We start from the raw sequence: 22,078 nt of genomic DNA on the forward strand, positions 1-22,078 counted from the left end.
ATCCCTGGCAAACCGCTCGGCGAATCGCCGGGCAAACCCGGGAAGCCGCCCGGCGGTCCCCCGGGGGAACCGCCCGTGCAGCCTCCCGCGCCGCCCGCGCCTCCCCCTCCCCCGCCCCCGGACCGCTGCCCCCGGCCCGGCTGCGACGGCCGCATCGAAGCCACGGGCTTCTGCTCCACGCGCGGCCACCGCGCCCGGCGCGAGGTTCCGCCCGTACCGGACAGCCCGCCCACGGCCGGGACCCGCAGGCGGGCCGAGACCGACCGGCTGTTCACCGTGGGCCCCGCCGAGGACGGCCTGCTCGACCTGCCCTACATCGCCACCCCCTCCCCCGAGGCCCTGGTCGTCGCGGATCCCCGGGTCCCGGCCGGCGGCAAGACCTGCGGGCACGACGGGTGCACCGCGATCGTCGGCCGTCCGTACGCCGGGCAGCCGGCCCTGCCCACGGGTTTCTGCGAACGGTGCGGCCACCCCTACGACTTCACCCCGCGCCTGGCCCCCGGCGATCTGGTCGGCGAGCAGTACCGCGTGGTGGGCTGCGTGGCCAACGGTGGCCTCGGCTGGGTCTACCTCGCGCACGACATCCGGCTGGAAGGCAATCCCGTGGCCCTCAAGGGCCTCATCAACACCCGCGATCCCATCGCGCTGCACAACATGGGCGAAGAGCGGCGCAACCTCATCCGCTCCGACCACCCCGACATCGTCCGCATCATCAACTTCGTCACCCACCCGGAGCCCGAAGCCGCCGGCGCGGACAACGAGGGTGGGGACAGGGACGGGGACGGCCACACCCGTTACATCGTCATGGAGTTCGTCCGCGGCATGCTCCTCTCCCAGGTGCGCGACCGCATCGCGCGCCGCGAGGGCCCCTTCGGCGAGGACCGCATCTTCGAGTACGTCCTGTCGTACGGCTGCCGCATCCTCGACGCCCTGGAGAGCCTGCACCGCAAGAACTACGTCTACTGCGACCTCAAGCCCAACAACGTCATGCACTACGCGGACCGGATCAAGCTCATCGACCTCGGCGCCACCCGCGAGCTGGGCGACGAGAGCGGCGTCGTCCTGGGCGCCCGCGGCTTCACCGCCCCCGAAGTCCTCCGGCTCGGCGCCCGGGGGCTGTCCGTCCGGTCGGACCTCTTCAGCCTCGGCATGACCCTGCGCGCCCTCTCCGACGACTCCGGCAGCCAACCCGAGGGCCTGGGCGCCGAGTCCTACCGGCGGGCCGTCTCGCGCGCCACCACGGAGGACCCGCTCGACCGCTTCGCCTCCGCCCGCGAGATGGCCGAGCAACTGCGCGGCGTCCTGCGCGAGATCCGCTCCCTGCGCACCGGCACCGAGCACTCCGAGCCGTCCACCCTCTTCGCCCCCGCCGCCACCCTCCTCGACGCCTCGCTCGGGCGCGTGCCTCCCCTGGAGCGCTGGCTGACCGGCGAGCCGCGCCCGCTCCTCGACCCCGGCCTGCCCCCGGCCGACCACGTTCCGCGCCATCTGCCCGTGCCCTACCCCGACCCCGCCGACCCGGCCGCGGCCCTGCTCGGCCAGCCCACCACCAGCGGGCCGCGGCGCCTGATCCAGCAGCTGTCCGCCTCCGCCTCCGGGCACAAGTCCGTGGAGATCCGCTTGCGGCAGCTGCGCGCCCACCTCGAACTGGGCGAACTCGACGCCGCGGAGAAGCGTCTGACGACGGCGAAGCAGCTCCTGGGGCATCTGGTCCCCCACGACTGGCGGATCGCCTGGCACGAGGGCCTGCTGCACCTCGCCCGGCACGAACCGGCCGCCGCCGAAGCCCGGTTCGACCGCGTCTACCACGACCTGCCCGGCGAGTACGCCCCCAAGCTGGCCCTCGGCTACTGCGCCGAGCAGCGCGGCGACGCGGAGGCCGCCGAGCGCTACTACCAGGCCGTGTGGCAGCGCAACCGCTCCCAGGGCAGCGCCGCCTTCGGGATCGCCCGGCTGCGGCTGGCCACCGGCGACCGCACCGGCGCGGTCGAGCTCCTCAGCGGCCTGCCGGAGGTCTCCCGCCACTACGACGCGGCCCGCATCGCCTGCGTGCGCATCCTCTCCGGCCGCCTCCGCCCCGGCCCTACCCGCGAGCTGCCCGCCCGCGGGCTGCCCGGCCGCGCCGACCTGGCCGCGGCCCTGGACCGCCTGCCCCGGCTCTACCTGGACGAGGGCCACCCCGGCGGCCCGGCCCGCGACCGGCTGGAGGCGGAGACGCTCGAAGTGGCCCTGCAGCGGGTACGGGCAGGGGCGGCGGCCGGCGAGCCGGGCGGGGGCGCCGCACTCTTCGGCGCGGACGACGAGGAGTTCGCCCTCCGCTCCCGGCTGGAGGCGAAGCTGCGCCGGCTGGCCCGGCAGGCGCCCACGCCCGGGGGCCTGGCCGCCCTGGTCGACCTGGCGAACCGCGTCCGCCCCAAGACCCGCTTCTGACACGACCGGCAGAGCCGACACGGTCGGCAGGGCCGGCAGGGCTGACACGTCCGGCACGTCTGGCACATCCGGTACGGGGGAACGAATGGACCGAGGCAAGGGACCGACGCGATGAACCGGGATGCGCGATGAACCGAGATGACGGTGCGGGCCCGCAGGACCGCGCACCGACGGCGGCCCTGCCCGCCCTCACCGCCCAGCTGGGGCAGAACAAGCACCTGCCGGCCGGCTCCGGCACCGTACCGGCCCACGCCGTCCTCACCGTCGAGGGCCACGGGCTGGGCGGGCTCACCACGCACGCCTCCTCCGCCGAGGTCGTCGTCATCGACTGCTCGGGGTCGATGAGCTGGCCCAGCACGAAGATCTCGGCGGCCCGCAAGGCCGCGGCCGCCGCCATCGGCGTCCTGCGCGACGGCACCCGCTTCGCCCTCGTCGAAGGCACCGACAAGGCCCGCGTCGTCTACCCGGCCACCGGCCGGATGGCCGTCGCCGGCCCCGACACCCGCGCCGACGCCGCCCGCACCGCCCACGGCCTCGTCGCCGCGGGCGGCACGGCCATCGCCTCCTGGCTCGCCTGCGCCCGCGACCTGCTCACCGCCCCGGAGCAGGACCACCCCATCCGGCACGCCCTCCTGCTGACCGACGGCAGGAACGAGCACGACCGGCCCGACGAGCTGGAGCGCGTCCTGGCCGGCTGCGCCGGGAAGTTCACCTGCGACGCGCGCGGCATCGGTGACCAGTGGGCCGCCGCCGAACTGCGGGCGATCGCCGCCCGGCTGCACGGCAAGGCGGATGCGGTCGAGCGCGACTCCGACCTGGAGGAGGAGTTCCGCACGATGATGACCAGCGCCATGACGAAGGCGCTGCCCGGCATACGGATCCGCGTCCGGCTGCGCGTCGGCAGCGAGCTCCGCTTCTTCAAGCAGGTCTTCCCCACCGAGCTGGACCTGACCGCGGAAGCCGTGCAGTCCGGGGAGCGCAGCTGGGACTTCCCGACCGGGGCCTGGGGCGACGAATCCCGCGACTACCACCTGTGCGTCACGGCCGACCCCGCCGGCGACCCGATGGGCGAGGACATGCAGCTGGCGTCCCTGTCGCTGGTGGCCGACGCCGTCGGCGGCCACCCCGCCGAGGCCGTCGTCGCCGTGCCCCGGCCCCTCCCTCTGCTCGTCCACTGGACCGACGACGCCGCCCTGTCCACGCGCGTCCACCCGCGCGTCGCCCACTTCGCCGGCCACGCCGACCTGGGCCGCGCGGTCAACGCCGGCTGCGAGGCGTACGAGCGCGGCGGGCGCGCGACCGCGGAGGAGGAGTGGGGCCGGGCGGTGCGGCTCGCCCACGACCTCGGCGACGAGAAGATGCTGCGCCGGCTGCGGCGGCTGGTGCACGTCGACGACGCCCGGGAAGGGCGGGTCCGGCTGCGCGACGCCATCGCCGCGGGCGACCTCCACGCGGCCTGGGTGGGCTCCGACCACAGCACGCAGACGCAGGCGTCCTGGGCGGCCTCGCCGCCCGAGCCGCCCGAGCCGCCCCGGCCGCCCGCCTCGCCGAGGCCCGTGCCCGGGCAGCGGCACGCGCCCGGTGCGGCGCCGGTTGCGGCACCGGGCGCCCGCGCTTCCGGCACGCCCGGCGGGCCCGGGGCACCCGGCCGGCCCGACGTGCAGTGCCCGCGCTGCGGGCGCGTCTCCCCCGGCACGGCACAGGTCTGCTCCCAGTGCCGGTACGGCCTCGCGGACAGGCCCGCGCCACCGGAGCAGCACCGGCGACCGGAGCACGAACGGCCGGAGCACGAGCCGCCGGAGCCGGCCGCATGACCACCCCCGCGAAGACCGCCGCGAGCAACCCCGCGAACTCCCCTGTGAACACCAGGCCCTGGCTGATACGCCGGACGGCCGCCCTGCTGGTGGCGACCGTGCTCGCCTGCGGCGCCCTCCTGGCGGCGTACTACGGAGTGAGCCGGGACGCCGCCCAGGTGCCGGACCGCACCGTACCGGCGATGGGCCACGTCGCCGCGACACAGAAGGCCCTGCAGGACTCGCTGAAGGCCGCGAAGGCCGCCCTGCGCAGCCCGGCGGCCGCCACGGAGGGCACCGGCGAGGACTACCGCGCGAAGTTCAACGCCGCCTTCAGGAGCCTGGAGAAGGCCTCCGCCACCACTGTCGCGGGCTCTGCGGGCCAGAGCATCCTGAGCACCGCGGCCGGCCAGCTCTCCTCGTACGACTACCTCGTCGGGCAGGCCGCCCGCAGCCAGGCCGACGAGAGGCTCCGCGACGCCTACCTGCACTACGCCGACAGCACGCTGAACCGCAAGAAGAGCGGCGTCATCGCCCGGCTCGCGGACGTCCAGGACCGGCAGGCGGCGGTGCTGAGGGCGCAGACGTCGACCGGCTGGCTGCTGAAGCTCGCCTGGGGCGTGGCGGTCCTGCTGTGGTGCGCGCTGGCCTGGCTGCTCGTCGACACTCAGCTCTTCCTCCGGCGCCGCTTCCGCCGCCGGTTCAACGGCCCCCTCGCGGGGGCCACCCTGCTGCTGGCGGGGCTCGTGCCGCTGCTCCTGACCGCCGCCCTGCAGCTCCAGGGCGACCTCGGCCGGGCCTACGGCGCGGCCCGCGGCGGCGACGTCTCCGGCAGCGTCCCGGAGACGGTGCGCGGCCACATGCAGGACACCCACTGGCTGACCGCCGTCCCCGCCTGGATCCTCCTGGCGGCCGTCGTCATCGCCGCCCTGACCGTCCTCGGCCTCCAGCCCCGCATCGAGGAGTACCGCTTCGCCCGGGTCCCGCAGAGCCTCGGCCGGCGGATACGTTCCTTCGAGGCCGCGACCGTCCTCCTGGCCCTGTGGCTGGTGCTGTTCTGCGCCATCGGCACGGGCGACGCGCGCGGCGAGCACCACGGGCGCATCACCGTCCTCGCCCCGTGGACGGACACCGAGGAGGCGCGCTTCCGCCAGGTGCTCGACGCGTACTCCGCGAAGTACCACGTCGACGTCGACTACCAGGGCACCACCGCCCTGCGCGAGGTGCTGCTCTCCCGGCTGAACGCGGGCAACGCTCCGGACGTCGCGATCCTGCCGAGCCTCGGCGAAGTGCGCGAGTACGTCGGCTCGGAGACCCCGCCGCGGGAGCTCGCCCCGGTCCTCGGGGACACCCTGGACGGGTACGGCCCGCTGTGGGCCCCCACGATCGGCGGCAAGGTCTACGCCATCGCGGTCAAGGCCGATCTGAAGAGCGTCGTCTGGTACGACCCCTCCCGCCGGCAGGACCTGCCCACGCTCGCGGCCCGCGGCGGCCAGTGGTGCGCGGGCATGGGCGGCGACGCCACGTCCGGCTGGCCGGGCACCGACTGGATCGAGGACATCCTGCTGCAGCAGAGCGGCAAGGAGGTCTACGAGCAGTGGGCCCGGGGCGAGCTGGAGTGGTCGCGCGGGCCGGTGGCCGACGCCTGGCGGACGTTCGGGGGGCTCTTCGCCCGTGGACCGGCCACGGCGGCCCTGAGCCAGGACTTCGCGAAGAGCATCTTCTCCTCGCCGTGCGCCCTGCAGCACCAGGGCTCGTTCATCCGCGACTCCGACTACACCCGCCGCGCGGCCTTCGTGCCCACGCGGGAGGTGCTCCCCGGCATCGCTCTCCGGCCCGCCTCCTCCGAGGTGTCGGCGGACTTCGCGACGCTCTTCGGGAAGAGCGCGGCGGCCCGGGACCTGATGCGCTTCCTGGCCTCCCCGCAGGGACAGCGGGCGTGGGCCGAGGCACCGCCCGGCCCCGCCGCGGGCGGCCGGCAGGGGGCTGCGGGCAAGGCCGCGAAGGACCCGGGCAATCCCGGCCGGCCCTTCTTCGTCACCGCGAGCGCACCGCAGCCCGGCCCCTCCGAGCGCGTCAACGACTCCATCGGCAAGGCCCTCCGGGACCGGCAGCGGCCCAAGTGCCTGGACGCCTCGGACGTCATGCCGCTCCGGATGCGCTTCGCCTTCCAGCACGGCGTCCTGGACTACCTCAGCGACCCCGGCCCGAAGAGGCAGCAGAAGGTGCTGGACTACCTGGACGGCGTGCAGAAGGACCTCAAGGCCCCGCCGCGGGCCGCCGGGTCACCGCCACGCGTCTGCGAGTGACCCGCAGGCGACCGGCGGGGCTGCACCAGCCGACGGGGCCGCTTCACCAGTCGGCGGGGCTACTTCACCAGGCTGTCCGGGCAGCCCGTGCCGCGCGGCAGCTTGTAGCGCGCCACGATGTGGTACGTGCCCGGCTTCGGCGCGTGCAGCACCGTCCAGTCGTCCTGCGGCCGGTCCTCGCGGGCCTCCTGGACCTCCTTGGACAGGCAGCCGTTGACGTTGACCGCCGGCTCGCCGCGCGGCCCCGCCTTCGGGGGCTTGACGTCCTTGCCGTTCTCGTCGACCAGGCCCAGCCACGGCGAGTGCGGGATGCGGATGAGGACCGGGCCCGGCCTGTCCACGGTGATCGTGATGCCCTCCGCGTCCGTGCGCTTCACGACCGCCGGGGGGTCGGCCAGCGGCGTCGGCGCCTCGACCTCGTACAGCCGCCAGTTGGCGTCGGACCACACCTGGCGCAGGTAGGGCTGGCCCTTGGCGACGAGCTTGGCCTCGTCGACGGCCGCGGGGTCCGGCTCGTCGGTGGGCAGCACGACGTAGTGCACGGCCCAGCGGTCGAGCCAGGCGCGGTAGCTCGAGGAGGTCAGCAGGCCGGGCTCGTAGAAGAGCGGATTGCGCTCGCGGTCGGCCTGCCGGTTCCAGCCGCGGGCGAGGTTGACGTACGGGGTGAGGGCCGAGGACTCGCGGTGGCTGCGGGCGGGCACGACCTCGACCCGGCCCCGCGCCGCGTCGGCCTGCTGCAGCCGGTGCACCAGGGGCGCGAGCTCGCGGGCCCAGGACGCGGCGGGCGTGGTGTGGATGATGTCGCCGATGGTGCCCGCGAGCTGCCACGACGTGCCCGTGACCAGGGCGAGGATGAGCGCCGTCCAGCGCAGGCCGCCCTTGAGCAGCTCCGCCGGGCGCGGCACCTTCAGCTCCGGCAGGGCCGCGAGCAGCACCGTCCCGCCGAAGATCATGCCGAGCCGGGAGATGTTGGTGCCGATCTGGGAGGGGATGAGCCAGACCAGCAGGACGGCCAGGACGTACAGCGCCGAGGCCGTCCGGACCGTGCGCCACTCCTTGGGGACGAACAGCACCCCGAAGACGCCGCTCAGCAGCGGCAGGATCGCCGAGACGAAGGACATCGGCTGGTGGCCCGAGAACGGGAACAGCCACGCCGACAGACCCACCACCACGGCCGGGGAGACACCCAGCGCGTACGCCGCCGGGCGGCGCTTGCCCAGCCACAGGGCGGCCGCGACGAAGCCCACGAACAGGCCGGCCACCGGGCTCGACGCCGTCGCCAGCGCAGCCGCCAGCGCGGCCAGCCCCGCCCGGCCCCAGCGGTACTTGCCCTCCGAGCGCCAGCGCATCGGCCAGGCGAAGATCACGGCGACGGCCGCCAGGCCGAACATCGTGCCGAGCCCGAAGGTGACCCGGCCGGATATCGCATTGCAGGTCAGCGCGAAGGTGCCGTACAAGGCCGGCACGAGCGGCCGGCGCACGACCCTGCTGCGCACGAGCAGCAGGGCGATCAGGCCCGCCGAGAGCGTGCCCGCGATCATCATCGTGGTGCGGACGCCGATGCTGGCCATCAGGTACGGCGAGATCACGCTGTACGAGACGGGGTGCATGCCGCCGTACCAGGCGAGGTTGTACGCCGAGTCGGGGTGCTGGCCCACGAACTCGGCCCAGGCGTCCTGGGCGGCCAGGTCGCCGCCGCTGTTCGCGAACACGTACACCCACAGCACGTGCAGCGCCGCCGCCACGCACAGGGTCGTCAGGACGGGGCGGCCGGCCGCCGCGCGGCCCGCGCGCGTCAGACGCCCGCGCAGTCCTGCGCCGCCGGAGGGCTGCGGGGCTCCCGGGCAGGCGGACACGCGTTTGTCCTGCTCACCCGGCTTGTCCGGCTTACCGGCCCGTGCCGGGTCCACGGTGGTCACTGCGGTTCTCCCCGTCTTCCCCCGGAGGTCTTCCCCCATCTTCGCGCTGCCCGGGTTCCGCGGGTAGCGGCACGGCGCGCGGCCGTGCTCAAACCCTCGCGACGCTAGCACGCCGCGAGGGCCCGTCGGGGACGGCGACCGCCGCCCCCTGCGCACCTCAGCCGAGGCGCGTGAGCTTCGCGCCGAAGCCCGGCTCGGCCAGCGGCGCCTTCAGCGCCACCGGCACCCGGACCTGGCCCGGGCCGCTGCCCACGGTCAGCATGCCGACCTCGGCACCGGACTTCGCCGCGTGCGGCAGCTTGTGGCCGCCGTCGTTGAGCGCCAGGCCGACGGACAGGCCCGCCCAGCCGACGGCCGTGACGTCCTTGGTCGCCACGACCGGGGTGCGGCCGCCCAGGCCGTCGTCCACGGCGCCCACGACGTCGCCCTTCTTCACGACCGTCTTCGCCTCGAGCGCCTTCTTCGCGGACTCGATCGCGTCCTTGGTCGCCGCGACCACCGAGTCGATGATCGGCGTCTTGTGCTGCGCCAGCACCGCACCGATGATCAGCTGCGTGGTGCCGCCGATCTTCTTCTCCGCGGCGAAGAGCAGGTTGCCGCCGGCCGCGGTGGTCGTGCCGGTCTTGATGCCGGTGCCGTACAGCGGAACGATCGGGTTGAAGTTCTTCTGCTTCTCGCCGTTGCTGTCGATGTACTCCGTCAGCCCCGAGATCTCCTTGAAGACCGGGTCCGCCATGGCCTTCTTACCCAGCTTGACCAGGTCCTTCGCGGTGCTCTTCGTCGTCGCGTCGAAGCCGCTCGGGTCGGTGAACGTCGTGTTCACCATGCCCAGGTCCTTGGCGGTGTCGTTCATCTTCTTGACGAACGCCTCCTCGGAACCGGCGTCCCAGCGGGCCAGCAGCTTGGCGATGTTGTTCGCCGACGGCAGCATCAGCGCTTCCAGCGCCTCGTACTCCGAGAGCTTCTGGCCCTCGGTCACCCGGACCAGGGACTCGCCCTCGGGCTTGCCCTTCTGGTAGTCGCTCACCGCCTTGGCGTCGACGGTCATCAGCGCGCCCTTCTTGTCCCCCTTCTTCATCGGGTGGTCGCGAAGGGTGATGTACGCGGTCATCACCTTGGTGACGCTCGCGATCGGGACGGGCTTCTCCTCGCCGGACTCGCCCAGCGCGCCGAGGCCGTCCACCTCGACGTACGCCTGGCCGGTCGCCGGCCACGTCATCTGCGCCTTGTCGCCCTCGAACTTGAACGCCTTCTTCGCCGTGAGCACCAGCGTCGGCTCCGGCAGCGGGCGGAACGCCTGCACCACGCAGAAGATGATCGCCAGCAGCACGACCAGCGGCGTCCAGATCTTCACCCGGCGCAGGACCGTGCGGACGGGCGTCTCCGGAGGCGGAGGCGTGTTCGTCAGCTGCGCCAGCAGGTCCAGCGGCGCCGCGGGCTGCCCCGCCGCCGGGGGCACGGTGGGGCCGCCGCCCGGCTTCGGGGGCAGCGGCTGCTGCTTCGTCCGCTCGGAGGGGGCGGGCGGGGTGACGCTGACCGGGATGGCGGGCTTGGCGGAGGCGGGGGCCGGGACCTTGGCGGGCGCCTTGGCGGCGTCCTTGGCCGGGGCGGCCTTGGCGGTGTCCTTGGCGGGCACCTTGGCCGGGGTGGCCGGGGTGGCCGGCTTGGCGGCGGCGCCGTCGAGCGACTTCAGCGGCACGAACTGGCTGGTGCGCTCGGAGTCGGAGTCCTCGCCCTTGGTGGCACCGTCCTTGGCGGCACCGTCCTTGCGGGCGGGCGCATCGAGGACGGGGGCCTTGAGCAGGGCGGTCGCCTGATCGTCGGATCCGCGGGACTTGCCGTCGGCGGCCGGGGCCTCCTCGTCGGCCTTGGGCCGGACCGTACGGAAGACGGCGGTGGCCTGGTCGGCGGGCGCGGAATCCTTGCTCTTGCCCTTGTCCTTGCCGGACGGGGCACCGTTCGCGGACCGGCCCGCGGAGGAGGCGTTCTTGTCCTCGCCGGAGGCGCCCTTCGCAACCTCGGAGGCCTTGCCGTCGCCACCCGCGGCCGACCCGTCACCCTTCGGCCGGACCGTACGGAAGACGGCGGTGGCCTGGTCGGCGGGCGCGGAATCCTTGTCCTTGTCCTTGCCGGACGGGGCATCGCCGGAGGCGGCGTTCGTCGCCTTGCCGTCGCCGTCGCCGTCACCATCGCCGTCACCCGACGAGGCATCGGCCTTCGGCCGGACCGTACGGAAAACGGCCGTCGCCCGGTCGGCGGGCGCGGAGTCCTTGTCCTTGCCCGAGAGGGCACCGTTCGCGCCGGGCTCGCCGGCCTCGTCCGCGGCAGGGGCCTTGGAGGCCTTCTCCGGGCCGTCGGAGGCCTCGGATCCCTCTTCGGTCTCTTCCTCGTCCGTACCGGCCACCCACGCCGCCACAGCGGCCTTCAGGCGGGCGTCGCCGCCGGCCGCCGCGCGGCTCCCGGCGGAGGGCCCGGCGGCGGACCCGGCCTTCGCCGAGTCCTCCGCAGCGGTCTCGGCCTTTGCATCCGCATCGGCCTCACCGGACGCCGGGGACACTTCTTCACGGCCGCCTTCGGCGGCATCCGCGGCATCCGCGCTCTCGGGCGCGTCAGCTTTCCCGGACGGCTTTCCGGAAGTTTCCCGGAAAACCCCGAGTCGCGGGTCGAGCTCGCCGCCAGTCGTCTCCCCCGACGACTTCCGCTGCTCCGACTTGCCGGGGGACTCGCCCGCCACCGATGCCTCCTCGAATTCCCACGCGATACGCCACCGCGGGGTGCTCCGCACCCCGCAGGCCGAACCTTCTCAAACGCTTACCAGTGTCCTGTGCGGCAGCCCCGTCACCGCGCAACCGCACCGCTGGAAGGGATCGACCGGCCTCACCGACGTGCTAGACGAGACGACATACCTACCGGTTCCCACCCGAAGCCACCACGCACTCTCGACAGACCAATGTGAGAGGGGTCACCCTGTCAGACATCCACGCGGGGAGGCATGGATGGGCAGGAGCCGCAGAACAATTCCGGAGGAGCTTCTGCTGCTCGCTTTGGACCCGGCCACGGGAACCACGGCGCAGCCGCAGTCGCTCGACCTGGGTCTCGCCGGGGCGCAGCTAGTGGAGCTGGCTCTGGCGGGACGGATAGCCCCGGACGGGGATCGTATCGCCGTGGTGATGCCGCGGCCGACAGGAGATCCGACACTGGACACCGCGCTCGAACTGCTGCGCCGCCGCGGCAGTCCGGTCCGCGCCGTCCACTGGATCGGCGGGCCCCGGCTGGGGCTGCGCCAGACGTATCTCACGCACCTGGAGCGGTGCGGCATGGTGCATGCCGTGGCGGGCCAGATGTGCGGGGTGCTGCCGACGACGCGCTATCAGGCGACGGACACCGCGATCAGCCGGGAGATCAGGGCCCGACTGGACAGCGCGATCCGCACCGGCGTCCCGCCGGACCCGCGGACCGCGGCGCTCGCCGCCCTGGCCCACGCGGTGGGTCTCGGCAAGCACCTCTACCCGGGCAACGAGGGGCGGTCCTCCCGCTCCCGGCTGCGGGATCTGATCAGGCACGACCCGATGGGCGGGCTCGTGGCGCACGCCGTGATGGACGTGCAGAACGGCGTCGCGGCGCAGCCGCGGCGGGCCCCGGCGGCGGCCGGTTCCGGCGCGGGCGCCCACGGCGCCGGCGGCTCGGGGCGGCGCACTTCGGTCCGGGGTACGGCGTCCGGGCAGCAGGTGGCCCAGGGGACGGCCGTGATGGCCCGGGCCGGCGCGTCGTAAGCCGACGCCGCCGAAGCCGCTGACCGCCCGGAGAACGGCGCAACACAGCACATCGCACCACCCTCCATCACCGCATCACTGCATCACCGCACCACCCGCACAGCAACACCCACAGCACACCCAGAGCTCGACCGACCGCAGCGCAGTCCCCCGGCCCGGTTCGGGAGCCGCGATATCGCGCGGGGTGGTGGGCCGGCCGCCCGGGACGGCGGTCCGGCCCACCACCCCGCGTGCACTTGCACGGGACGATGCACGGTCCGCAGCGGCCGGCCCCGGCAACCCTTCACCGCAGGCGGACTCTGTGTGGCATTTTCCAGCGCCGCCCCGGCATGTGGTGGCAGGCTGCGAGGTCAGGAGACAGCAGCATGACGGAGCCGGAGGTGCGTCCCGTGGCGTCCAGTGTCAATCCCACCGTTAGGCGGCGCCGCTTGGGGCAGGAGCTGCGCAAGCTCCGCGAACTCAAGGGCATGACCGCCGAGGAGGTCGCCGAGCGGCTGCTCGTCTCGCAGTCGAAGATCAGCCGCCTGGAGAACGGCCGTCGCAGCATCAGCCAGCGCGACGTGCGCGATCTCTGCGGGGTGTACGGGGTCGAGGACCACCGCATTGTCGATTCGCTGATGCAGATGGCCAAGGAGTCGCGCCAGCAGGGCTGGTGGCACGCCTTCGGCGACATTCCCTACAGCGTCTACATCGGTCTGGAGACGGATGCGGCCTCACTGCGCGTGTACGAGGCATCTCTCGTACCGGGTCTGCTGCAGACGCCCAATTACGCGAGCGCCGTGACCGAGGGCTCCTGGCCGGAGGCGACGACGGCGGATATCGAGCGGCGCGTGCAGGTGCGGATGCGGCGGCAGGAACGGATCACCGATCCGGAGAATCCGCTGCGGCTTTGGGCGGTCATCGACGAATCGGCGCTGCGCCGGATCGTGGGCAGCCGGGAGATCATGGCGGAACAGATGCGCCAGCTCGTGCAGTTCAGCATGGAACCGCACATCACGGTGCAGGTGCTGCCGTACGACGTGGGTGCACATCCGGGCATGTACGGAAAGTTCTCCATTCTTGAGTTCAACGACCCGCAGGATGCCAGCACGGTCTATCTGGAGGGGATCACCAGTGACCTCTACCTGGAGAAGCCGAACGATGTGCAGACCTACAGCGTGATGTATGAGCATTTGCGAATGCAGGCCCTCAACGCGGATCACTCCCGGCAGTTCATCGACCGGGTCGCGGAGGAGTGGGCGGCGGAGCTCTGAGCGCGGCGGTTCTGGCTGATCCGAGCGGATCCGCGCTGATCCGAGCAGATCCGAGCGAGCGCGCACCGGCAGCCGGACCCGTCTCCCGGGCGGCCGCCGCACGGTACACCCTCCACCGGTCAACCGGGAAGGGCGTTCCCGAATATGCCATCCGGTCGAGTGAATGGCCCGTTCATCAGGTGATGTTGGCGCGTAACGTCGGTCGCACCTCGGGAAACCGGCGTTCCGACCGGCGTTTCTGATCAAGGCACATACTCACCAAGGCATGGGAGCAATCATGGCCATCCAGCAGGGAAACACCACGTGGCGCAAGTCCTCGTACTCGCTGGCCAACGGCGACTGCGTGGAGGTCGCTTCCCCTCTCCCCCAGTCCATCGCGGTCCGTGACTCCAAGGACCCCCAGGGGCCGATTCTCGGTTTCAAGCCCGCCGCCTGGTCCTCGTTTGTGACGACCGTTTCCCGTCGCGCGTACGACTTCTGATAAGTCCGCCCGATACGACATCTTCACCACCCCAAGGCAGTTCCGCGCAGAACCCCCTCGACTGGTCCGCCGTCCCGGCCGAGGGGGTTCCGCCGTATCCGGGCAACGTGAACCGGGGGTCGCGGCCGTGCGGCCGCGACCCCGGGTTGTGCAATCGCAACGGCCCCCGGCCGTCGGCCGCCCCGGCCACTAGCCCTGCGGGTAGCGCTCCGTCCAGGCCGTCGAGGCGATGTCCGGGCCGTGCAGCTGTGCCCCCTGGGTGAGTTCCAGGGCGAAGTCGTCGGCGAGTTCGGCGATCGCGGCCCGCCCCTCCAGCTCGGCCAGCAGGTCCGGCGGCAGCGCGGTCTCGCCGTGCAGCGCGCCGAGCAGGTTGCCGCAGATCGAGCCCGTGGAGTCGGAGTCGCCGCCGTGGTTGACGGCGAGCAGCAGCCCGTGCCGCATGTCCTCGGCGACCAGCGCGCAGTACACGCCCATGGCAAGGGCCTCTTCGGCCACCCAGCCCTGGCCGAGCGCTTCCAGCCGCTCGGCGCTCGGCGCCCCCTGGCGTACGGCGTCGAGGGCCTGCCGGAGCGCGGCCGTCGTCTCCTCGTGACCGCCCCACTGCGCCAGCAGGTCGAGGGCCTGCCGCACCGACGTCTCCAGCGTCCCGCCGCGGACGATGCCGTGCACGATCGCCGCGAAGGCGGCCGCCGCCAGGACGCCCGAGGGATGGCCGTGGGTCTGCGCGGCGCACTCGGCGGCCAGCCGGAAGACCTCCGCGGCCTCCCGGTCCACCAGCAGGCCGAACGGCGCCGAGCGCATCACGGTGCCGCACCCCTTGGACTGCGGGTTCTTGGGCGCGGCGAGGGTGCCCATCCGGTCGTCCGCCAGCCCGGACAGGCAGGCGTTGCCCGGCGCGCGCTGCGAGTACAGCCACTCCTGGCGGCCCAGCCGGCCGAGGGCGGGGGTGCGCACGTCGGGCCCCGGGTAGCGCTGGGTGGCCTCCCAGCGCAGGTACGCGCGGTGCACCTCCTCGGGCGCGGGCCAGGTGCCGCCGTCGCGCCGCACTTCGGCACGGATCAGGCCGTCCACGGTGAAGAGCGTCATCTGGGTGTCGTCGGTGACGGCACCGCGCCGCCCGTAGGCCCGGACGTAGTCGCGTACGCCGGCGGGCCCGTGGGCATCCCTGATCGCGTGCAGCGACTGGAACTCGATGCCCGCGCCGAGCGCGTCGCCGATCGCCCCGCCGAGCAGGCAGCCGCGGACGCGGGCGCGGAAGTCCTGCTGCTGCGCCCGGCTCCACAGTGCGGTGGTGGTCATGGTCTCCCGCCCCCTTCCTGTTCTCAGCTCTCGGCCTCAGCCCTTGAGCGGGCGGACGGTCTTCATGATCTCGTCGATCCGGGACTCCGGCAGTGCGCCGGAGACGCCCTGGTCGGCATACATGATCCAGCTGCTGAATTCGCCGCTGGGGAGCTTCCACACGATGCTCTTGACGATGGCCGTGGGCGGCACGCACGGGCTCGGGCGGTTGAGGACCTTGACCTTGGCGGTGGCGGTCCAGCCCTCGATGCCGTTCTGCTTCCAGGGCTTGGCCTGGCTGACCTCGATCTTGGGCTTGTTGCTCAGGCCGCCGTACGCGTAGACGCCCCAGTTTCCCGCCCAGTTGCGGGTGTTCTCCTGGATGCTGAGGGAGGCGTCGCCGCCCGCCGTGCCGACGGTGGCGAGCTGGCCCTTGCCGGCCTCACCGATCGAGTTGGGGTTGGCGGACGAAGCGCAGCCGCCCTCACTGAAGTTGGCGATGTCGCGCATCGAGATCTGCGGCTTACCGGACGCGTCCGCGTACGCGATCATGGTGTCCTGGGGGAAGATCTTCCACTTTTCCCCCGTGCCGGGCACGTCGTACTGGAGCTTGTGCTCCTTGCTGGTCTGCGTCTGCCATCCGGCGGGCACGGCCTGCGGGCCGCCGTCCGCGGGAGCCTGGCTGTTGGCGCCGCCTTCGGGGGCGGGCTGCTGCTGGTTCCCCGCGGCCGGGGCACTGGGGGCCTGCGACGCGCCGCCGGCCTTCTCGTCCTTCTTGTCGTCGCCGCCCTTGAGGAGGAAGAACGCACCGCCGCCGATGACGGCGAGGGCCACTATGCCGCCGACGACGGCCAGCAGGGTCTTGTTGTTCCCGCCTCCGCCGCCACCGCCGGGCGGGGCGGGGGCAGGTGCCGGTGCCGGGGCGGGGGCCGTCCAGCCGCCCGGCGGCGGGGGCGGAGGCGGCACGGATCCGGCTGCGCCGGGGCCCGGTGGCTGGACGGCGGGCTGGGCGAAGACGGTCGGCTGGGCGTGGGCGCCGCCGCCCTGCGCCGGGGCGGGCGGCGTCACCGCGGGCTGCGCGAAGGCGGTGGGCGCGGCGTGGACGCCACCGGGCGGCGGGGCGACGGCCGGCTGGTCGACGGCAGTGGCCTCCGGCCCACCCCACGCCCCGCCCTGCGGTACGCCCTGCGGAGGCTGCGGCGGATGCGGCTGCGGAGGCTGGTGGGGCTGCTGGGGATTCTGAGGCCAAGACATGCGGGCCACCCTAGACGCCCGTCGGTTGCCGTCTGATCGAGGCATCGCGACAAGACGGCAACATCGCCCTCCTCCGCAAGCCGGGACACAGCCCTGCCGAGGGCCCGGGACACCGCCCCGGAAAACCGCGAAAGGGTGGGACCGGGGCAAATCTCCCCGCCGCGACGGCGACCGGCCCCGGCGGCGCGGCCCCGGCGGGATCCGTCACCGAGCCGGGCGGCCACGCCGACAACCCCGCGCGCCCGACGCTAGTCGTCCAGTACCGGCAGCAGCTCCGGCAGGTGCCCGTCCGAAGCCAGCGCGGCAGCCACCCGCTCCGCCGGCACCTCCCCGTACAGCGTCGTGCGCGCCCGCGCCGTCCGTCCCGCCGCCTCCGCGATGGCGACCAGGTCGCGGACCGACCGGTACGAGCCGTACGAGGAGCCCGCCATGCGGGAGATGGTCTCCTCCATCAGCGTCCCGCCCAGATCGTTCGCCCCGGAGCGGAGCATCTCCGCCGCCCCCTCGGCGCCGAGCTTCACCCAGCTGGTCTGGATGTTGGTGATGTGCGGGTGGAGCAGCAGCCGGGCCATGGCCGTGACCGCCCGGTTGTCCCGCATGGTCGGGCCGGGGCGCGAGATGCCCGCCAGGTACACGGGGGCATTGGTGTGAATGAACGGCAGCGTGACGAACTCCGTGAAGCCGCCCGTCTCCCGCTGGATCTCGACGAGCCGGCGGAAGTGCCCGAGCCAGTGCCGCGGCTGGTCCACGTGCCCGTACATCATCGTGGACGAGGACCGGATCCCGACCTCGTGGGCGGTGCGCACGACGTCGATCCACGTGGCGGCGGGCAGCTTGCCCTTGGTGAGGACCCAGCGGACCTCGTCGTCCAGAATCTCCGCGGCCGTGCCGGGGATGGTGTCGAGCCCGGCCTCCTTCGCCGCGGTCAGCCACTCCCGTACGGACATGCCGGTACGGGTCGCGCCGTTGACGACCTCCATCGGCGAGAAGGCGTGCACGTGCATGCCCGGAACGCGCTCCTTGACCGCCCGCGCGATGTCGAAGTAGGCCGTGCCCGGCAGGTCGGGGTGGATGCCGCCCTGCATGCAGACCTCGACGGCGCCGACGTCCCACGCCTGGGCGGCGCGGTCGGCGACCTGGTCCAGGGAGAGGGTGTACGCGTCGGCGTCGGTGCGCCGCTGGGCGAAGGCGCAGAAGCGGCAGCCGGTGTAGCAGACGTTGGTGAAGTTGATGTTCCGCGTGACGATGTAGGTGACGTCGTCGCCGACCACGTCCCGGCGCAGGTCGTCGGCGATGCGGCACAGGGCGTCGAGCGCGGGCCCGTCGGCGTGCAGCAGGGCCAGCGCCTGGGGGTCGGTCAGCCGGGTGGGGTCGTCGGCGGCCTGCCGCAGCGCTTCGCGCACGTCCGCGTCGATCCGTTCGGGCGCCATGCCGGGCGCGGCGGCCTCCCGCAGCGCCTCCCAGTCCCCGTACACCTCGTCGAAGTCGTCGCGCCGGTCGGTGGTGCGGCCTTCGGTGTCGATGGCGCGGTGCAGCTCGGTGCGGCCGGAGGGGACGAAGACGTCTTCGGGCTCCTGCCAGGGCAGTCCCTCGACGTCGGCGTGCTCGTTCGCCAGCCCGGTCTCCGGGTCGGCCAGGGCGCGGACGTGGGGCAGCACGCGCGGGTCCAGCCAGGGCTCGCCGCGCCGGACGAACTCGGGGTAGACGGCGAGGCGTTCCTGCAGCCGGAAGCCGGCGGCGGAGGAGCGCTCGGCAAGCTCATCGATCTGCGGCCAGGGGCGCTCGGGGTTGACGTGGTCCGGAGTGACCGGGGAGACGCCGCCCCAGTCGTCGATGCCGGCGCCGATGAGCCGCTCGTACTCGCCCGCCACGAGGTTGGGCGGCGCCTGGAGGCAGGCCGAGGGGCCCATGATGTGCCGGGCCACGGCGATGGTGGCGACCAGGTCGTCCAGTTCGGCGTCGGGAATGCCGCGCATCGCCGTGTCCGGCTTGGCGCGGAAGTTCTGCATGATCAGTTCCTGGATGCCGTGGTACGCACGGGAGATGCGGCGCAGCGCGAACAGCGACTCGGCGCGCTCCTCGGGCGTCTCGCCGATCCCGATCAGCAGGCCGCTGGTGAACGGCACGGAGCTGCGCCCGGCGTCCTCCAGGACGCGCAGCCGGACCGCGGGCTCCTTGTCCGGGGAGCCGTAGTGCGGGCCGCCCGGCTCGCTCCACAGCCGTTCGGCCGTGGTCTCCAGCATCATGCCCATCGAGGCGGAGACCGGCTTCAGCCGCTGGAAGTCCGTCCACGTCATGGCGCCCGGGTTGAGGTGCGGGAGCAGGCCGGTCTCCTCCAGGATGCGGATGGAGATGGCGCGGACGTAGGCGATGGTGTCGTCGTAGCCCGCCGCCTCCAGCCACTCGCGGGCCTCGGGCCAGCGGTCCTCGGGGCGGTCGCCCAGAGTGATGAGGGCTTCCTTGCAGCCGAGTTCGGCGCCGCGGCGGGCGATGGCCAGGACCTCGTCGGGGGACATGAACATCCCGTGGCCCGCGCGGCGCAGCTTGCCGGGGACGGTGGCGAAGGTGCAGTAGTGGCACTTGTCCCGGCAGAGGCGGGTGAGGGGGATGAAGACGCTCTTCGAGTACGTGATGACGCCGGGGCGCCCGGCGGCCTCCAGCCCCGCGTCCCGCACCCGGGCGGCGGACGCGCACAAGTCCTCAAGGTCCGCGCCGCGGGCCTGAAGGAGCACGGCGGCCTCGGCGACGTCCAGGGCCACACCGTCCCGGGCGCGCTTGAGGGCGCGCCGCATGGCATTGGCGGTCGGTGCGGATCCCTGCGGGGGCGGCGGGGTGGAAGTCATTGTCCGAGCATACGAGCGCGGTGCGGCCCGGCCGGAGGAGGTCCGTCCGTCATTCGTGTGCCTCTCGTCACCCCAGGCGGAGGCACCCTCCGGCCGCCCGCGACGCCCGCCTGCCCGCCCCCCTCACAGGAATTCGGCGTGCGCGTCCAGCGCCCGCAGGATCTCCGCCTCGCCCGCCGACGGCAGCCCCACCACGACCTCGGTGAGCCCCAGATCGGCGAAGTACGCGAGCTTCCCGGCCGAGGGGTGCACCGCGTACGGGACGACCTGCGGCTCGCCGGGCCGCCCGGCCTCCTGCCAGGCCCTGCGCAGCTGCGGAATCGTCTCCTTCAGCCCGCTGCCGCCGATGGGCAGCCAGCCGTCCGCGTACTCCGCGACGTGCGCGAACAGCTTCGGACCCGCCGCTCCCCCGATCAGGGTGCGCGGCCCGACGAGCGGCGGCACGTCCGGGCCGCGACGGCGCGCGGTCCGCAGCGGCTTGGGATGCGCGAAGCTGGCACTGACCGCACCGAACTCGCCGCGGTAGCCCGTTGGTTCCTCGTCCCACAGCGCCCTCATCAGGGCCATCCGGTCGCGCACCAGATCGCGCCGGCTCTTCCACTCGACGCCGTGGTCGGCCGCCTCCTCCACGTTCCAGCCGAACCCGATGCCCAGCGTCAGGCGGCCGCCGCTGAGGAAGTCGAGCGTCGCGACCTGCTTGGCGAGCGCGATCGGATCCTGCTGGGCCACCAGCAGGACCCCCGTGCCGAGCTCGATCCGCTCGGTGACCGCCGCGGCCTGGGCGAGCACGGCGAGCGGGTCCAGGACCCGGCCGTACTCGCGCGGCAGCGGATCGCCCATGGGCGCCGGCGTCTCCCGGCTGACCGGGATGTGCGTGTGCTGCGGCATGTACAGCCCGTCGAAGCCCCGCTGCTCCAGCTCGCTCGCGAGCCGGACCGGGCTGATCGTCTCGTCGGTGAGGATGACCGTGGTTGCGATCCGCACGGGGCGGCACCTCCTTCGCGTCCTGCGGGGAATGGGGCTCACCGTAAGCCCAAACGGGCCCCACGGACCCCCGGCGGGGCGGTGCCGCCATACGAATGTCGCAATCGTGGGGCTTCCTGTACCCCTCCGCGCCATCGGGGCGTACAACAGTGCCCCCGAAGAGCCAGAGCCCCTTCCACGGGAGGACAGCGATGAAGCGGATGGAGCGACCGGACCGGCGCACGGTGCTCACGGCTGTCACAGGCGCGGCGGCGGTGCTTACCCTCGATACCGTGACGTTCGCGAGCACAGGGGACGGCCACGACGGCCGGACCGCGACCCGGAAGGTCACCGGACACCTTCCGCCCGGAGCGCCCGACTACGTCTACCTGCCCGTGGACGTGCCCCCCGGCGTGCGCGAAATCGCCGTCTCGTACGCGTACGACAGACCGTCCGTGCCCGCCGGCACCCAGGGCAACGCGTGCGACATCGGCATCTTCGACGAGCGCGGCACCGAGCTGGGCGGTGCGGGCTTCCGCGGCTGGTCGGGGGGCGCCCGGTCCGAGTTCGCGATCAGCGCCGAGCGCGCCACCCCCGGCTACCTGGCCGGCCCCGTACGGCCCGGCACCTGGCACGTCGTCCTCGGCCCGTACACGGTCGCACCGCAGGGCCTGGCGTACGAGGTGACGGTCACGCTGCGGTACGGGACACCGCCGCCCGGACCGACCCCGCGCCCGGTGTATCCGCCGCAGCGGGCCCGGGGCCGGGGCCGGGCCTGGTACCGGGGCGACAACCATCTGCACAGCGTCCACTCCGACGGCAAGCGCACCCCCGCCGAGATCGCGGCCGCGGCGCGGGCGGCCGGCCTGGACTGGATCACGACGACCGAGCACAACACGACGTCGGCGCACGGAGCGTGGGAGGGCCTGTGGGGCCCCCATCCCGACGGCGAACTCCTCATCCTCACCGGAGAGGAGGTCACCACCCGCAACGGCCACGTCGTCGCCCTCGGCACGGACCCCGGCGTCTTCATCGACTGGCGCTACCGCGCCCGCGACGCCGCCTTCGGCCGCTTCGCCCGCACGATCCACCGCGCGGGCGGCCTGGTCGTCCCCGCGCACCCGTACGCGACCTGCGTCGGCTGCAACTGGAAGTTCGGCTACGAGGACGCGGACGCGGTGGAGGTCTGGAACGGCCCGTACACGCCGGACGACGAGATGGCGATCGCGGCGTGGGACGCGTCCCTCGTGGCGGCCGTACGCGAGGGCCGCCGCCGCTGGCTGCCGGCCATGGGCAACAGCGACGCCCACCGCGAGCCCCAGGTGGTGGGCCTGCCGCAGACGGTCGTCCACGCGGACGGCCTGTCCCGCGAGGCCCTGCTGGCCGGCATCCGCGCGGGCCGCAGCTGGATCGCGGAGTCGTCGGCGGTGGGCCTGACCTTCACGGCGACGGGCGGCCGCGGAAAGCACGCCGGCATCGGCGAACGCCTCCCGGTCGACCGGGCCACCCCGGTGACGATCCGCCTGGAGGTGTCGGGCGTCCCGGAGGGCTGCACGGCGTCGTTCGTAACGGACCAGGGCCGGCTGTACGAGACGCCACTGCCCGCGGCGGGCACGGGAACGGTCGAGTGGCACACGACGCCTTCTCACGCGGCGTACGTACGAGCCGAGGTCCGGCGGGCGGCGACGGGCGGGCCCGGGGTGCCGGGGGTGATGGTGGCGCTGACGAATCCGGTGTTCCTGGGCTGAAGGGGGCGCCAGTGGGGCGCCACCGAGCGCGCGG

The 22,078-nt window shown here is 73.5% G+C and carries 13 protein-coding genes; 7 read left to right on the forward strand and 6 right to left on the reverse strand.

Annotated elements, in window-relative coordinates; translation table 11 throughout:
- Positions 1-75: 75 nt before the first annotated feature.
- The 3 genes from FGW37_RS13400 (at position 76) to FGW37_RS13410 (ending at position 6,532) form a co-directional block, all read left to right on the forward strand.
- A complete protein-coding gene (locus tag FGW37_RS13400) occupies positions 76-2,430 on the forward strand; it encodes a serine/threonine-protein kinase (protein WP_179081283.1) in 2,355 nt (784 codons plus the stop codon).
- A gap of 128 nt (positions 2,431-2,558) precedes the next feature.
- Positions 2,559-4,244: a VWA domain-containing protein gene (locus FGW37_RS13405; protein ID WP_179081284.1), complete on the forward strand. Its 1,686-nt coding sequence runs from the start codon at positions 2,559-2,561 to the stop codon at positions 4,242-4,244.
- Complete coding sequence (locus tag FGW37_RS13410; RefSeq protein ID WP_179081285.1) at positions 4,241-6,532, forward strand: ABC transporter substrate-binding protein; 2,292 nt, start codon at positions 4,241-4,243, stop codon at positions 6,530-6,532. Before FGW37_RS13405 ends, FGW37_RS13410 begins: the two co-directional genes overlap by 4 nt.
- A gap of 59 nt (positions 6,533-6,591) precedes the next feature.
- On the opposite strand, the gene FGW37_RS13415 is transcribed toward FGW37_RS13410, so the two are convergent.
- Together FGW37_RS13415 and FGW37_RS13420 are read right to left on the reverse strand one after the other, a co-directional pair.
- On the reverse strand, positions 6,592-8,451 hold the full coding sequence (locus tag FGW37_RS13415; RefSeq protein ID WP_179081286.1) for an MFS transporter: 1,860 nt from the start codon (positions 8,449-8,451) through the stop codon (positions 6,592-6,594).
- Positions 8,452-8,608: 157 nt separating this feature from the next.
- Positions 8,609-11,008, reverse strand: coding sequence for a D-alanyl-D-alanine carboxypeptidase family protein (locus FGW37_RS13420; protein ID WP_343067098.1), 2,400 nt, complete (start codon positions 11,006-11,008; stop codon positions 8,609-8,611).
- A 439-nt stretch (positions 11,009-11,447) separates the two neighbouring features.
- On the opposite strand from FGW37_RS13420, the gene FGW37_RS13425 reads away from it, so the two are divergent.
- The 3 genes from FGW37_RS13425 (at position 11,448) to FGW37_RS13435 (ending at position 13,958) form a co-directional block, all read left to right on the forward strand.
- A complete protein-coding gene (locus FGW37_RS13425) occupies positions 11,448-12,224 on the forward strand; it encodes a GOLPH3/VPS74 family protein (protein ID WP_179081288.1) in 777 nt (258 codons plus the stop codon).
- Between the two features lie 389 nt (positions 12,225-12,613).
- On the forward strand, positions 12,614-13,477 hold the full coding sequence (locus FGW37_RS13430) for a helix-turn-helix domain-containing protein (RefSeq protein WP_179084681.1): 864 nt from the start codon (positions 12,614-12,616) through the stop codon (positions 13,475-13,477).
- Positions 13,478-13,754: 277 nt separating this feature from the next.
- Complete coding sequence (locus FGW37_RS13435) at positions 13,755-13,958, forward strand: DUF397 domain-containing protein (RefSeq protein ID WP_168092701.1); 204 nt, start codon at positions 13,755-13,757, stop codon at positions 13,956-13,958.
- 189 nt (positions 13,959-14,147) lie between these two features.
- Here the strand turns inward: FGW37_RS13435 and FGW37_RS13440 are convergent, their stop codons facing one another.
- From FGW37_RS13440 to FGW37_RS13455, 4 genes are all read right to left on the reverse strand, one after another.
- Positions 14,148-15,257 carry an ADP-ribosylglycohydrolase family protein gene (locus tag FGW37_RS13440; protein WP_179081289.1) on the reverse strand — a complete coding sequence of 370 codons (1,110 nt, stop codon included), beginning with the start codon at positions 15,255-15,257 and terminating at the stop codon, positions 14,148-14,150.
- Positions 15,258-15,293: 36 nt separating this feature from the next.
- A complete protein-coding gene (locus tag FGW37_RS13445) occupies positions 15,294-16,490 on the reverse strand; it encodes a DUF8017 domain-containing protein (RefSeq protein WP_246430895.1) in 1,197 nt (398 codons plus the stop codon).
- Between the two features lie 248 nt (positions 16,491-16,738).
- Complete coding sequence (locus FGW37_RS13450; protein ID WP_179081290.1) at positions 16,739-19,333, reverse strand: bifunctional FO biosynthesis protein CofGH; 2,595 nt, start codon at positions 19,331-19,333, stop codon at positions 16,739-16,741.
- 123 nt (positions 19,334-19,456) lie between these two features.
- Positions 19,457-20,317 carry a TIGR03619 family F420-dependent LLM class oxidoreductase gene (locus FGW37_RS13455; protein WP_179081291.1) on the reverse strand — a complete coding sequence of 287 codons (861 nt, stop codon included), beginning with the start codon at positions 20,315-20,317 and terminating at the stop codon, positions 19,457-19,459.
- A gap of 200 nt (positions 20,318-20,517) precedes the next feature.
- Here FGW37_RS13455 and FGW37_RS13460 point away from each other — a divergent pair, with 200 nt between their 5' ends.
- A complete protein-coding gene (locus FGW37_RS13460; RefSeq protein ID WP_179081292.1) occupies positions 20,518-22,044 on the forward strand; it encodes a CehA/McbA family metallohydrolase in 1,527 nt (508 codons plus the stop codon).
- The last annotated feature ends 34 nt before the right edge of the window (positions 22,045-22,078 follow it).

This window comes from Streptomyces rectiverticillatus, assembly GCF_013394065.1.
GTDB classification, from domain to species: domain Bacteria; phylum Actinomycetota; class Actinomycetes; order Streptomycetales; family Streptomycetaceae; genus Streptomyces; species Streptomyces rectiverticillatus.